The sequence below is a fragment of the Pseudonocardia sp. ICBG1293 genome (assembly GCF_020131355.1).
GTDB lineage: Bacteria > Actinomycetota > Actinomycetes > Mycobacteriales > Pseudonocardiaceae > Pseudonocardia.
Window position 1 is genome coordinate 44,527 of sequence record NZ_JAHLEL010000007.1, and the last position, 13,211, is coordinate 57,737.

Sequence of the window (13,211 nt, forward strand, 5' to 3'; positions counted from 1 at the left end):
GTGCCCGTCCGTCCGCTGCTGCGCCGCCCGTCCGTACCGGGTCTGCTCGTCCTGCTGCTCGCCGTGGCCGCCTGCGGGGCCGCCGCACCGGACACCGGGCTGCCCGCGCCGGGGGCGGTACCGGTGGTCCGGCCACAGGTCCTGGCCGAGGTCCCGCACGACCCGCGGGCGTTCACCCAGGGTCTGGAGCTGCGCGACGGCACCCTCTACGAGGGCACCGGGCAGGTCGGGGAGTCGCAGATCCGGGCGCTGGACCCGGCCACCGGTGCGGTGCGGGCGGCGAGCCCGCTGCCCCCGGCGTACTTCGGCGAGGGCATCACCGTCGTCGGGGACCGGATCTGGCAGCTGACCTGGCGCGACGGGGTGGCGGTCGAATGGGACCGGGCGACGCTGCGGCCGCGGCGCGAGGTGCCCGTCGACGGCGAGGGATGGGGGCTGTGCCTGCTGTCCGGTGCCGCGGGTGACCGGGTCGTGCGCTCCGACGGCACCGACCGCCTGGTCCTCCACGACCCGGCCGATCTGGCGGAGGTGGGCTCGGTGGCGGTCACCCTGGACGGCGCCCCGGTGACCCGGCTCAACGAGCTGGAGTGCGTCGGTGACCGGGTGTGGGCCAACGTCTGGCAGACCGACGACCTCGTGCGGATCGACCCGGCGACCGGTGCGGTCGACGCCGTCGTCGACGCGAGCGGTCTGCTGCCGGCCGGGCAGCGGGCCGGGGCCGACGTGCTGAACGGCATCGCCCACGTCGAGGGCGACGAGTACCTGCTCACCGGCAAGCTGTGGCCGACGACGTTCCGGGTGCGGCTGCCGGCGCCCCCGGCCTGACCCGCGCTGCGCCGGGCGGGTGACACCACCCGGCGGGACCGCCGGAACCGTCGGCACCCCCCTGCACAATGACGGCGTGGCACCGAACCCGTTCCGCAGCCGCCGCCGGGCGGCGGCCGGGTCGAGGCGTGGCCCGGACCCGCGCACCGCTCCGGTCACGACACCGGTCGCCTCGGACCCGGCGCTGCGCCGCGGGCGTCCCACCGGTGCCGCCACCGACGAGCTGCCCCGACCCGGGCCGGCCACGGTCCCCCGCAGGCTCACGGTCACCCGGGTCGCGGTGCACCGCACCCGCGAGCTGAGCGGGCGCGCGGTCGCGCTGTTCCGGCGCGCCGCGACCGCCGACGGCGCCGACCGGTCCGGGCTGACCGCACTGACCTACGCCACCATGCTGACCTACGCGCTCGACGCCGCGGTCGCCGTCGCGCTGGCGAACACCCTGTTCTTCGCGGCGGCGACGGCGGAGTCCACCGCGAACGTCGCCCTCTACCTGGCGATCACCGTCGCGCCGTTCGCGCTGGTCGCGCCCGTGATCGGCCCGGCGCTGGACCGGTTGCAGCGGGGCAGGCGGATCGCGATGGCGGTGTCCTGCGCCGGGCGCGCGGTGCTCGCCGTGGTGCTGGTGTTCCACCTCGACGACTGGCTGCTCTACCCGGCCGCGCTGGGGATCATGGTGCTGTCCAAGTCGTTCCTGGTGCTCAAGGCGGCCGTGACCCCGCGGGTGCTGCCGTCCACGATCACCCTGGCCACGACGAACTCCCGGCTCACCACGTTCGGCATGGCCGCGGGCGGCGTCGCCGGGGCCGTCGCGGGCGGGGCGGCACTGGCCGTCGGCGGGGCCGGGCCGCTCTGGTGGACCGCGGCCCTCGGCGTCGCGGGTGCGGTGCTCTGCCTGCGGATCCCCCGCCGGGTCGAGTCCACCGCGGGCGAGGTGACCGCGGCGGTGCCCGCCGCCCGCCCGGGCAAGCGCCGCTCCCGCGTCCCCGCCACCCGGGCGGTGCTCGTCGCGCTGTGGGGCACGAGCACGGTGCGGGTGCTGACCGGGTTCCTCACGCTGTTCGTCGCGTTCGTGGTGAAGGCCGGGGCCGAGCAGGCACCCGGCGGCGATCCCGCCGGTCAGCTCGTGGTGATCGGGACGGTCGGCGCGGCCGCGGGTGTGGGGCTGTTCGTCGGCAACGCGGTGGGGGCGCGCAGCCGCTTCTCCCGGGTCGAGCCGGTGGTGCTGGCCGCGGCCGCCGCGGTGGTGCTGGCCGCGGCGTCGGTGGCGGTGCTGCCGGGTGTGCCGACGGCGGTGGTCGCGGCCCTGGTCGCGTCCACGGCCAGCGCGCTGGCGAAGGTCTGCCTCGACGCGGTGGTGCAGCGTGACCTGCCCGAGTACGCCAGGGCCTCGGCGTTCGGGCGGTCGGAGACGGTGCTGCAGCTGGCCTGGGTGCTGGGCGGCGCGATCGGCGTCCTCGCCCCGCACGACACGTTCCGCACCGGGTTCCTGATCGTGACCGGGGTGGTGGCGGTGTTCGCGCTGCAGGCCGCGCTGGTGCGCCGCGGCACGTCGCTGGTGCCGGGGCTGGGCCCGCGCCCGGCCGCGGCCGGCTGAGGGCTCCCCGGCGCTCCGGAGCCGGATCCGTACGCTGGTCGGCGTGATCACCCGCCCCCGACCGCACCCCCACCGGTCCGCCGGTGTGCTCGCCGGGACCCTGGCCGCGGCCGCCCTCGTCCTCGCCGGGTGCGGTGGCACGGCACCGACGGTGACGTTCGACGTCGGCGGCACGTCGCTGACCGCGGCGCCCACCCAGTTCTGCGACACCGGCCTGCAGAACTGTCAGGACGACCCGAACGCCCGGGTCACCGCGCAGGTCCCGCCCGGGACGGAGGTCCGGATCACGGTGCCCGAGGAGGTGTCCTCCGCGCCCTGGCAGGTGGCCTACGCGTTCACCCGCGGCACCGACCCGACGCCGGTCCAGCAGCGCAGCGAGATCGCCGCACCGGGGACCCGCAGCGACTTCGCCCTCTCCCTGCCCGAGCCGGGCGACCGGCTCGTGACCGCGCAGGTGCAGGTGTTCGGGGCGCCGCCGTCGATCGACCCGGAGAGCACCGACATCCAGTTCCCGGTCCGCGCGACCTGGGTGCTGGTCGGCGAGCAGGGCTGAGCGGGCGCCGGTCCGGGTCTCAGCGGCCCGCGCCGAGCAGCCGGGCCAGCGTGGCATCGGACTCGGCCTGCGCGTCGCGGTCGTGGGTCGAGGAGAACACCAGCAGCTCGTCGGCCCCGGTGCGGGACACGAGGTCGTCGAGCCGGTCGGCGACGGTGTCGGGATCGCCGACCACCGAGTGGGCCAGGGCCCGGTCCATGGTCTCGCGCTGGCGGCGGGTCGTCGCACGGTGCGGGTCCGGCGGCTCCAGCGGCGGGAACTCGCCGGTGGTGCGCGCCGCCGCGTGCGCCCACGCCTCGGACAGCGCCAGTTCCGGGTCCCCGACGAGCACGTCCGCGGACACCACCAGGTGCGCCGCGTCCCCGGCCCGGTCGCGGTAGTCGGCCAGCGCCGCCCGGTCGTCGAGCACCGGCCCGCCGACCACGGCGGGCAGCCCCAGCTCCCCGGCCAGGCGCAGGCCCGCCCCGGTGGCCAGCAGGAACAGCGGGACGGCGTGCTCCAGCCGCGGCCGGGCGGTCACCGGACCGCTGCCGTCGAGGTAGGAACGGAGCTCGTCGAGGGCCGCGCGGAACGCGTCGTCGTCGGCCCCGGCGGCGCGCAGGGCACGACGGACCGGCTCGGTGAACCCGGGCGAGCGGCCGATCCCCAGGTCGATGCGGCCGGGGTGCAGCGCCTCGAGCAGCGCGACCTGCTCCGCGACGACGAGCGGCTGGTGGTTGGGCAGCATGATCCCGCCCGACCCGACCCGGATCCGCGACGTCGCCGCCCCCACCGCGGCCATCAGGACCGGCGGGCTGCCCGAGGCGATCCCGGGCACGGCGTGGTGCTCGGCCACCCAGAACCGGTGGTAGCCGAGCTGCTCGGCGCGCACGGCCCGCGCCACCGTCCCGCGGACCGCGGCCGCGTCCGGTTCCCCGGCCCGCGTCCGCGAGCGGTCCAGCATCGACAGGCGCACACCCGCCCCAACACCGCCCGTGCCCGCCGCCATTCCGCCGCGCCCACCGCGCACCGCGCACACGGAACGCCCGCGCGTGGCACCCCGCGACGCTCCGCGGCGCCCCACGCACGCGTCGCCGCGCACCACGCCGGGTCGCCACACCGCCCGGGGGGCCGGGGACGGGCGGGGCGAGAGGGTCAGCCGTCGAGGTCGCGGGCGACGGCCCGGACGACCTCGGCGGCGAGCTTGCAGGTCTTCCGGTCGGGGTAGCGGCCGTGCCGCAGCGCCGGCTGGATCTTGTTCTCCAGCAGGCCCATCATGTCCTCGATCAGTCCGTGCAGCTCCTCGGCGGGGCGGCGCGCGTTCTCCACCGCGGACGCCTGCTTCTCGACGATGCGCACGGACAGCGCCTGCGGCCCGCGGCGGCCCTCGGCCATCCCGAACTCGACCCGCTGGCCGGACTTGAGCGCCTCCACGCCGGACGGCAGCGCCGCCTTGCGCACGTAGACGTCCTCACCGCCGTCCTGGGAGAGGAACCCGAAGCCCTTCTCCGCGTCGTACCACTTCACCCTGCCGGTGGGCACCGTCGTCCTCGATTCCTGCTTGCTGTGTTGCTGCGTGCACGACAAACGCGCCCGGCCTCGCCGGACGCGCCGCCGCCCATGGATACGCCCCGACACCCGGTCGGGTCAGGCGTTTCGGACGCGGGCGGCATCCTCCAGATCGAGCAGCCCGACCGACTTCTCGCGCATCTCGACCTTGCGGACCTTGCCGGTGACCGTCATCGGGAACTCGTCGACGACCAGGACGTAGCGGGGGATCTTGTAGTGGGCGAGTCTGCCAGTGGCGAACTCGCGCAGTGTGTCGGCGGTCATCGCCGCGGCGCCGGGCCGCAGGATCACCCAGGCGCAGAGTTCCTCGCCGTAGCGCTCGTCGGGGACGCCGATGACCTGGGCGTCGACGACGTCGGGGTGGGTGTAGAGGAACTCCTCGATCTCGCGGGGGTAGACGTTCTCCCCGCCGCGGATGACCATGTCCTTGATCCGGCCGGTGATGTTGAGGTAGCCCTCGTCGTCCATCACGGCGAGGTCACCGGTGTGCATCCAGCGGGCGCGGTCGATGACCTCGGCGGTCTTCTCGGGCTGTTCCCAGTAGCCCAGCATCACCGAGTAGCCGCGGGTGCACAGCTCACCGGGCTCACCGCGGGGCAGGGTCCGGCCGGTCTCGGGGTCGACGACCTTGACCTCCAGGTGCGGGTGGACCCGTCCGACCGTGGACACCCGGCGCTCGACGGAGTCCTCGGCGCGGGTCTGGGTCGAGACCGGGCTGGTCTCGGTCATGCCGTAGGCGATGGTCACCTCGGTCATGCCCATCCGGTCCACGACCTGCTTCATCACCTCGACCGGGCACGGTGAGCCGGCCATGATCCCGGTCCGCAGGCTGGACAGGTCATAGGAGTCGAAGTCGGGGTCGTTGAGCTCGGCGATGAACATCGTCGGTACCCCGTAGAGGGAGGTGCAGCGTTCCTGCTGCACCGCGTGCAGGGTCGCCTTCGGGTCGAAGCCCTGGGCCGGGATGACCATCGTCGCGCCGCTGGTGGAGCAGGCCAGGTTGCCCATGACCATGCCGAAGCAGTGGTAGAAGGGCACCGGGATCGCGACCCGGTCGGCCTCGGTGTAGCCGCAGGTCGCGCCGACGTAGTAGCCGTTGTTGAGGATGTTGTGGTGCGACAGCGTCGCGCCCTTGGGGAACCCGGTCGTCCCGGAGGTGTACTGGATGTTGATCGGGTCGTCGGCGGTCAGCGACGCCTGGACCCGGGCCAGCTCGTCGCGGCGGGAGGCGTCCCCCGCGGCCAGTGCGTCCCACTCGGGGGAACCGGTGATCACCACGCGCTGCAGGTCGGGACAGTCCGCCCGGACCTCGGCGATCATCTTCTCGTAGTCGGAGGTCTTGAACGACGACGCCGACACCAGCGTGGAGATCCCGGCCTGGTTGAGCACGAACGCCAGCTCGTGGGTCCGGTAGGACGGGTTGATGTTGACCAGGACGACGCCGATCTTGGCCGTCGCGAACTGGGTCAGGGTCCACTCCGCGGTGTTCGGCGACCAGATCCCGACCCGGTCCCCGACGGTGAGACCGGCGGCGAGCAGCCCGGTGGCCAGGTCGTCGACGGCGCGCTGCAGCTCGCGGTAGGTCCAGCGGCGCCCGGTCTGCACCTCGACCAGTGCGTCGTTGTCGGGGACCCGGGCCACGGTGCGGTCCAGGTCGTCACCGATGGTGTCGCCGAGCAACGGGGTGTCCGAGGTCCCGGACGCGTACGACGGGACGGCGGGCGTTGCGGCGGGTGAGGTCACGACGTCGTACTCCTCGGGCGGTCCGGTGCTGGTCGTCACATCCTCGCCCGCCGACCGCGCCGTTGCCAACACCCGTCGGTCAGGACGAGGACAGCCGGCGCCGACCCGACTCGGCGACCTTCGCCGCCCCGCGCCGGGCCCCGTGGGCCGCGCGGCGCAGCGGCCGCGGCGACGGCTCGGGCCACGGCCCGACCGGTACGAGCACGCGCTCGGCCGGCGCGAACCCGGACGGGTAGCCGGGCACCCGCCAGGTCCCGGCCGGCGCGTCCGGCGGCAGCCACTCCGGACGCCACATGCCCAGGGCGAGGTCCAGGTCGGCGAGCCGGGGGGCGAGCTCGTCGGTCAGCTCGGTGCGCAGGTGTTCGGCCCACAGCCGGACCCGCAGGTCGCGCACCTGGTCGCCGGTGGTGACGAACGCCGTCGACAGCTCGGTGTCGGTGCCGCGCATCGACCGGGAGAAGAAGTTGGCCGACCCGATCGAGGCGAAGATGTCGTCGACCAGCGCGAGCTTGGTGTGGACGGTGAGGTCCTCGATCCGGTGCATGATCACGTTGCCGCGGTCGCCCGGGTCGAGCTGGTCGATCACCCCGCGCTGGACGTCACCGGTGACGCGGCGGCGGAACTTGTTCACCCCGGCGTCGACGGGGTCCTTGCGCCCCGAACAGACGAGCACGACCTTGACCCCGCGCGCGGCGGCGTCGCGCAGCAGTCCGTACAGCCGGAACGCCCGCCTCCCGCCCGGGACCTCGAAGAAGTACTGGTCCTCCAGGTAGACGTAGCGCCGGGCGCCGCGGATCGCCGCCGAGAGGGTGTGGAAGACCTCCTGCGCGCCGTCGCGCGGGAGCGCCGTCCAGTGCCGCCGGTAGAGCATCCCGAAGTGGTCGATCTTCCACGGCCGCAGCGAGCGCAGGACCTGGACCGCGGTCCCCGGGGCAGAGCGCGGCGGGGCGGGTGGCGACGGCGGCAGGTCGGCGGCGAACGGCTCGGGGTTCATCGGCTCCCAGTCGGTGGGCCCGACCATGAACCGGCGTGGCGGCAACGTGGCGGCCTCGGTCCACCGGGCGCGGTAGACCTCCCACACACGGGCGGCGCCGGGCCCGCGCAGTGCGGCGGCGCCGTCGTGCCAGCCCCAGCGCTCCTCACCGATGGACAGCCGGTCGTGCGGCTCGGCGTCGAACCGGTTCGCGGACAGGTCCAGCCCGCCGACGAACGCGGTCAGCTCGCCCCCCACGTGGGCTGCCACCACCTTCTGGTGGTGGCAGCCGATGCCCGATCCGGACCAGTCGAGCAGCACCCGCCCGGCCAGCTGGGGGCGGCGGCGCAGCTCCAGCGCGGCGAACGCGTTCGCGCGGAACGGCCCGATCGCCACCCCCGGCACCGAGCCGGAGAACACCGCCGCGGTGAGCAGCACGCGCACGTCGACGCCGGCGTCGACCAGCCGGGCGAAGCGGTCCGCGAGGGCCTCGTAGCCCTCCTCGTCCGGATCGAGGCCGTGCAGGTCCATGTCGGGTTCGAGGTTCAGCCCGGTGACCAGGACCGTGTCGCCGGGCCCCGCCCGGTCGAACAGGTCCCGCAGCCGGGCGAAGTAGTCGACGCCGTCGACGATGGGCTCCCACTCGGTGTCCTCGACGAACGTCGGGCACTCGGGGGTGGCCGGCGCGAGGTAACGACGGGTGAGGGACGCGAGGTCCGCGGGGGGCCGGCGGGACATGCGCCGGACGCTATCCGGCCCGCCGGGGGTCCCGCCTATCCTGCGGTCATGGCGCGCCCCGGCACCCTCGACCGGCTCTCCGCCGCGATCTCGGTGGCGGGCGCGGTGGTGGTCGGCGGATACTTCGTCGTGATCGGCGCACAGGCCCGTCAGCCGGCCCTGTTCGTGGCGGCCGCGGTGGCCGTCGTGGTGTTCGGGGTCCTGGCCCGGCGGTCGTGGCGGCTCGCGCAGCGGGCCGGGCACACGGCGGCGCCGGTTCCGGCGACGGCGGTCGTCGCACCGGGCGCGGGGGGTGCGACCTCGACGCTGCCGGACGCGGTGCGGGTCGTGCCCGTGCTGTCCGTCGAGGGACGTGAGCGGCTGGACCGGGTGCTGGACGTGCTGGTCGGGGCAGGGGTCCTGCCGGACGGGGTGGTCGACCCGGGCCTGCTCGCCGCGTCCGTCGCCGACCACGGCGAGCCGGTGACCAGCGGCACCGTGCTCGGTGCGCTCGACGGGGCGGGCCCGGACGGCTGGGACGCGCGCCTCGACCGCCACCCGGCCCAGGACGGCGTGCCCGCCCTGCCCGGCCCGGGCGGGCCGCGCCTCGCGTGGCTGTGGACCGACCGGACGGTGTGGGTCGCGGCCCCGGCCCAGGACCCGGCCGAGCTGAACGACCTGCTCGACCAGCCCGCGGACGAGCTGTGGGAGTGGGTCGACGAGGCGCGGGCCCGCGAGCGGGGGTGACCGCGGCGCGACCGGCGCTGCTCCCGGGCCCGCGGCGCGGCCCCGGGACCACGGGTCGCAGCCGCACCGCGACGACCGCGGAGTCGGCTGTGTGCAGCCGCCGTGATCACTATGCTCGACCGGGTGGCAGCGGACCCAGTGGTGATGTTCGGTTACAGCGCCGGTCTCGCGGCCCGACTGGACGCCTCGCTCGAGCCCGGTTCGGTGCTGGTGGTCGAGGAGCCCGACGTCGTGCACCGGCGGGACCTGCACCGGACGGTGACCGCGGTGTGCGTGGGGCGGATCGTGGAGTGCGAGTACCAGCTCGCCGGCCCGCTCGACACCGTCCTCGACACGCTGCCCCCGCCCCGCGCCGTCCTCACCGGGGTCGAGTACGGCGTGCGGGCCGCGGCGCGCGCGGCCGAGCGGTTCGGGCTGCCGGGGCAGGGCGCCGGCGCCGCGGAGCTGTTCACCGACAAGGCGCTGTTGCGTGCGGCGGCGGGACGGGCCGGGCTGCGCAACCCGCGCCACGTCGTGGCCCAGGACCCGGCCGCGGCCGCGGAGTTCGTGCGGACGGCCCCGCTGCCGTGCGTGGTGAAGCCGACTGCCCGGCACGCCAGCCTGGGGGTGCGCATCGTGCACGGGCCCGATGCGGCCGCCCAGGCCTGGGAGCAGGCGCGGGCCCCGGAGGAACCGCTGCTCGTCCCGGACCGCGGGATCACCTCGCAGGTGCTGGTCGAGGAGCTCGTGGTCGGCCGGGAGTTCAGCGTCGAGATGCTGGTCCGGGCAGGGGTACCGGTGTTCACCAACATCACGGCCAAGCACCTGCTCGCCGGTGACCACCCGGTCGACATGGGACACGACGTGCCGGCCGCGCTGTCGCCGCCCGAACAGGCGGCGCTCACCGGCGCGATGACCACCCTCATCCGCGCCACCGGCTACGGGACGGGGGTGCTGCACGGCGAGTGGATCGTCGACGCCGACCGGGTCCCGGTGCTGTTGGAGTGCGCGGCCCGCATGCCGGGGGACTCGTTGTGCGAGTTGATCGACCGGGCATGGGGGTTCGACGTCGCCGCCGCGTACCTGGAGCTGCTCACGGGGGGCATGCCCGCGGTGCCCGAACGGCCCGTGGGGGGTGCGGCGATCCGGTTCCTGGCGCCCGCCCCCGGCCGGGTCTCCGCGGTCCACGGCACCGACCGCGCCCGGGAGGTCCCGCACGTCATCGAGGTCGAGGTGGACGTCGTCGCCGGGGACCGCGTGCCGGAGCTGCACTCGTCGTGGGACCGCTGTGGGCACGTGGTGGCCGCGGCACCGACGCCGGCCGCGGCGGCCGCGGCGACGGCGGCCGCCGTCGCCGCGATCGGGATCGTCACCGAGCCGGGGCCCGGGTGAGGTTCAGCCCGGTCCCGCCGCGGGTGCGGTGATCGCGGCACGCGCGACGACACGGCCGACCAGCAGCGTCGTCAGGACCAGCACCCCGGCGCCCAGGGCGTAGGGCAGCGCGAGCGAGACCCGCGCGGCCAGCCCGCCCGCGACCGCCCCGATCGGGACGGCGCCGAGCGCGACCATGCGGAACGCCGCGACCACCCTGCCGAGCACGTCCGGTGGGGTGACCGCCTGCCGGACGGACTGGCCGAGCACGTTGTACACGGCGATGCACGCGCCGGCCAGTACGAGCGCCACCACCGCGATCGGCACCGTGGTGGCCACCGCGAACAGCAGCAGGGCTCCCGCCAGGACGACCAGCGCCCCGAGCAGCGCCGGACCGGGACGGACCGCCTGCGCGATCCGGGGGGCCGCCGCCGCCCCGCCGAGCCCGCCGAGCGCCAGTGGCGCGAAGAGCAGGCCGAAACCGACTGCGTCCAGCCCGAGCCGCTGGTCGGCGTAGACCACCAGCAGGCTCTCGACGGCGGCGAAGGAGATGTTGACCAGTGCCGTGGTGACGGTCAGGGTGCGCAGGAGCGAGTGGTGCAGGAGGAACCGCAGCCCCGACAGCAGCTCGGTGAACAGTCCGCCTCGCGCGCCGGTCGCGACGGGTGGCCCGGTCCGGCCGGCACCGCGCCGCAGCAGGGGCGCGAGCAGCAGGGCGCTCAGTGCGAAGCCTGCGGCGTTGCCGGTGAACGCCAGTGCCGCCCCCGCGGTGAACAGCAGCCCGCCCAACGGCGGCCCGACGAACTCGGCATTGACCGTCTGCACCATGACGATGCGCGAGTTGGCGCGTTCGAGCACCCCGGGCCCGGTGCCGGCCAGCTGGGGGACGCTGGCCTGGCTCCCCGTGTCGAACACCGTCTGGCACGCCCCGAGGGCGAGCCCCGCGACCACCAGCGCGGTGATCGTCAACGACGACGACGCCACCAGGGCCACGACCACCGCGACGACGACCACCCGTCCCACGTCGGCGGCCACCATCCCGGGGGTAGCGGTCCACCAGCACCCCGCTGGGCAGCCCGAACAGCGCCCAGGCGAGGAACGGGGCGGCCACGACGACCCCGATGACCGCCGGGTCGTCGGTGAGGGTGATCGCCACGAGCGGCAGCGCGGCCGCGTACATGCCGTTCCCGAGTGTGGAGACCGCCGTCGCGCCGAGCAGCCGCCGGAACGGCCACGGAGAGGCCGGAGCGGTCACCCGACGGGGTCCAGCGGCGTGCAGACGGCGTGCACGAAACCGGGATGGAACTCGACGACGTCGGCGGCCCAGCCCGCGGCGCGCAGCTGCGCGACCAGGTCGGCGACCTCGCGGAAGACCTTCACGATCCGGAAGGAGCGACCGTCGGCCAGCGTGCGGTGCACAGCCAGGTCGGGGACCTCGTCGTCGAACGTCTCGATCCGCCGCTCCACCCCGGTGACGTCGATGAACTGCACCGTCCCACCCGGCCGGACCGCGCCGCGCAGTGCCGCCCAGAACGGGCCGAAGCGCTCGTCCGGGACGTGCGCGAGCCAGTGGGCGAAGAAGACGTGGTCGTGGCGGCGGGCGGGACGCCAGTCGAACAGGTCGGCACGCTCGAAGCTGACGTTCGGCAGCTGCAGCCGCCCGGCCACCTCGATCATCTCGGGGGCGCCGTCCACCGCGGTGACGGTCTCGGCCAGCTCGCTGAGGTACCGGGTCCAGTACCCCGTCCCGCTGGCCAGCTCCAGCACGTCCCCACCGATCCCGCTGGAGCGCAGCCGCTGCAGTGCCGCGGGCAGCGCCGGCTGCATGTAGGGCGCGAACGTGTCCTCGTACTCGGTCGCCCGCTCGCGGTAGTAGGTCAGCTGTCCGGCGAGCAGGTCGGTGTGGTCGGTCATGGCACGCTCCTGGGTGGGGACGGTGGGCGGGACGGTCACGGCCTGCTCATCAGCGCGACGAGGGGCTTGGGCCGTAGCCCCATGCGGGTCTTGAACCGCTCGTTGAGCCGCCCGCACTCGGCCAGCTTCGCGCCGGAGGACCACAACAGCTCGAGCACCGCCCACCACAGCACCCAGTACGGGCTGAAGGTGAGATCGGGCCGGTCCCGGACGTAGCCGGCGGCCCAGTACTGCAGGCGGTCGTGCTCGCGGAAGCAGACACCCACACCGAGCGTCTCGCCGTCCTCGGCGACCACCTCGAGCAGGCGACAGGACGGCCCGACCCGGCGCAGCATCGCCGCCAGCCGGTCGGGGTCGTAGTAGCGCGGAGATCCCGCCCGCCCCGCCGTGGCGGCCACCAGCCGGAGCAGCTCGGTCAGCCGCGGGTGGTCGGGGCCGTGCTCGACGGTGCGGACACCCCGCTCCGCGGCCCGGCGCAGCTGACGACGCAGCTCGTGGCGGACGGGGCGACGCAACCCGGCCAGGTAGGTCTCGGGGTCCGGATGGTCCGTCGTCAGGAACTGCCAGCGCGGGACCAGGGTCCGCAGGTGCAGGCCGCGCTCGACGAGCAGCCCGACGGCGGGCGCGTCGGCCTCGACGTTGACGAAGCCCCACAACGGGCACCCCAGCTCGTCGGCCTGGCCGGCGACCGCGGACAGCAGCGCGTCCAGCGCGGCCGGTCCGCGGGTCAGCACCCGTGTGTCCGGGCAGTGCCACATCGCCGAGAGCAGCGCCTCCTGGCCCGGTTCCAGGCCGAGCAGTCCCAGCGGATCGGCCTGCCGGTACAGCGGCGCGGCGGCGGCCGGACCGTCGTCGTCCGCGATCTGCACGTACCGGGTCGCCGTGACGGCGGCCACCGGATGGGCCTCGTAGGCCTGCAGGAACGGCCGGTGCTGGAACAGGGTCGCGCCGGTGTGGGAACAGAGCGCGTCCCAGTCCGGACCCAGCTCGTCGGCCCGCGCGACCACCCGCCGGGTGAACCGCTCCGGGCGCGGTGCGGGCTCCGACGGCCCGGTCACCGCCGCGAGCGCCTCGACACAGGCGAGGACCTCGTCCACCGGGACGGGACCCATGTGCCCGATACGGACCACCTCGTCCTTCCAGCCGGCCCGTCCGGAGGAGACCCACGTGTCGTGCTCGGCGGCCAGCCGGGCGCGCACGGCCGCGGCGTCCCCCCCGTTACCTTCTTGATCAAGCCCGCTGAGGGC

At 75.2% G+C, this 13,211-nt stretch carries 12 protein-coding genes; 5 read left to right on the forward strand and 7 right to left on the reverse strand.

Annotated elements, in window-relative coordinates; genetic code table 11:
* The 3 genes from KPF47_RS03670 to KPF47_RS03680 all read left to right on the forward strand — a co-directional run bounded on the left by KPF47_RS03670 (position 1) and on the right by KPF47_RS03680 (position 2,972).
* The gene (locus KPF47_RS03670; RefSeq protein WP_224386914.1) at positions 1–825 is read left to right on the forward strand and encodes a glutaminyl-peptide cyclotransferase; all 825 of its coding nucleotides are present in this window, start codon (positions 1–3) and stop codon (positions 823–825) included.
* A 76-nt stretch (positions 826–901) separates the two neighbouring features.
* On the forward strand, positions 902–2,419 hold the full coding sequence (locus KPF47_RS03675; RefSeq protein WP_224386916.1) for an MFS transporter: 1,518 nt from the start codon (positions 902–904) through the stop codon (positions 2,417–2,419).
* Positions 2,420–2,462: 43 nt separating this feature from the next.
* Positions 2,463–2,972 (forward strand): DUF2771 family protein, encoded by a 510-nt coding sequence (locus KPF47_RS03680; RefSeq protein WP_224386918.1) that lies wholly within the window; start codon positions 2,463–2,465, stop codon positions 2,970–2,972.
* A gap of 19 nt (positions 2,973–2,991) precedes the next feature.
* Here the strand turns inward: KPF47_RS03680 and KPF47_RS03685 are convergent, their stop codons facing one another.
* From KPF47_RS03685 to KPF47_RS03700, 4 genes are all read right to left on the reverse strand, one after another.
* Complete coding sequence (locus tag KPF47_RS03685; protein ID WP_224386920.1) at positions 2,992–3,927, reverse strand: MsnO8 family LLM class oxidoreductase; 936 nt, start codon at positions 3,925–3,927, stop codon at positions 2,992–2,994.
* 179 nt (positions 3,928–4,106) lie between these two features.
* The gene (locus tag KPF47_RS03690; protein ID WP_062398128.1) at positions 4,107–4,493 is read right to left on the reverse strand and encodes a cold-shock protein; all 387 of its coding nucleotides are present in this window, start codon (positions 4,491–4,493) and stop codon (positions 4,107–4,109) included.
* A gap of 105 nt (positions 4,494–4,598) precedes the next feature.
* Positions 4,599–6,263, reverse strand: coding sequence for an AMP-binding protein (locus KPF47_RS03695; RefSeq protein WP_224386922.1), 1,665 nt, complete (start codon positions 6,261–6,263; stop codon positions 4,599–4,601).
* A gap of 79 nt (positions 6,264–6,342) precedes the next feature.
* Complete coding sequence (locus KPF47_RS03700; protein ID WP_224386924.1) at positions 6,343–7,974, reverse strand: phosphatidylserine/phosphatidylglycerophosphate/cardiolipin synthase family protein; 1,632 nt, start codon at positions 7,972–7,974, stop codon at positions 6,343–6,345.
* Between the two features lie 48 nt (positions 7,975–8,022).
* Between KPF47_RS03700 and KPF47_RS03705 the strand changes: the two genes are divergently transcribed.
* Both KPF47_RS03705 and KPF47_RS03710 read left to right on the forward strand, forming a co-directional pair.
* A complete protein-coding gene (locus KPF47_RS03705; protein WP_224386926.1) occupies positions 8,023–8,700 on the forward strand; it encodes a hypothetical protein in 678 nt (225 codons plus the stop codon).
* Positions 8,701–8,823: 123 nt separating this feature from the next.
* Positions 8,824–10,071, forward strand: a complete 1,248-nt coding sequence (locus KPF47_RS03710) for an ATP-grasp domain-containing protein (RefSeq protein WP_224386928.1) — start codon at positions 8,824–8,826, stop codon at positions 10,069–10,071.
* A gap of 3 nt (positions 10,072–10,074) precedes the next feature.
* On the opposite strand, the gene KPF47_RS03715 is transcribed toward KPF47_RS03710, so the two are convergent.
* The 3 genes from KPF47_RS03715 to KPF47_RS39855 all read right to left on the reverse strand — a co-directional run bounded on the left by KPF47_RS03715 (position 10,075) and on the right by KPF47_RS39855 (position 13,163).
* A complete protein-coding gene (locus KPF47_RS03715; protein ID WP_224386929.1) occupies positions 10,075–11,085 on the reverse strand; it encodes an MFS transporter in 1,011 nt (336 codons plus the stop codon).
* A gap of 216 nt (positions 11,086–11,301) precedes the next feature.
* Positions 11,302–11,964 (reverse strand): trans-aconitate 2-methyltransferase, encoded by a 663-nt coding sequence (locus tag KPF47_RS03720; protein ID WP_224386931.1) that lies wholly within the window; start codon positions 11,962–11,964, stop codon positions 11,302–11,304.
* A gap of 35 nt (positions 11,965–11,999) precedes the next feature.
* Positions 12,000–13,163, reverse strand: coding sequence for a GNAT family N-acetyltransferase (locus KPF47_RS39855; protein ID WP_224386933.1), 1,164 nt, complete (start codon positions 13,161–13,163; stop codon positions 12,000–12,002).
* Positions 13,164–13,211 lie beyond the last annotated feature (48 nt).

What these genes read in the sequence shown, in the direction of transcription:
- KPF47_RS03700 (WP_224386924.1), bottom strand. Translation starts at nt 7,974, where the DNA reads ATGTCCCGCCGGCCCCCCGCGGACCTCGCGTCCCTCACCCGTCGTTAC.
- KPF47_RS03705 (WP_224386926.1), top strand. Translation starts at nt 8,023, where the DNA reads ATGGCGCGCCCCGGCACCCTCGACCGGCTCTCCGCCGCGATCTCGGTG.
- KPF47_RS03720 (WP_224386931.1), bottom strand. Translation starts at nt 11,964, where the DNA reads ATGACCGACCACACCGACCTGCTCGCCGGACAGCTGACCTACTACCGC.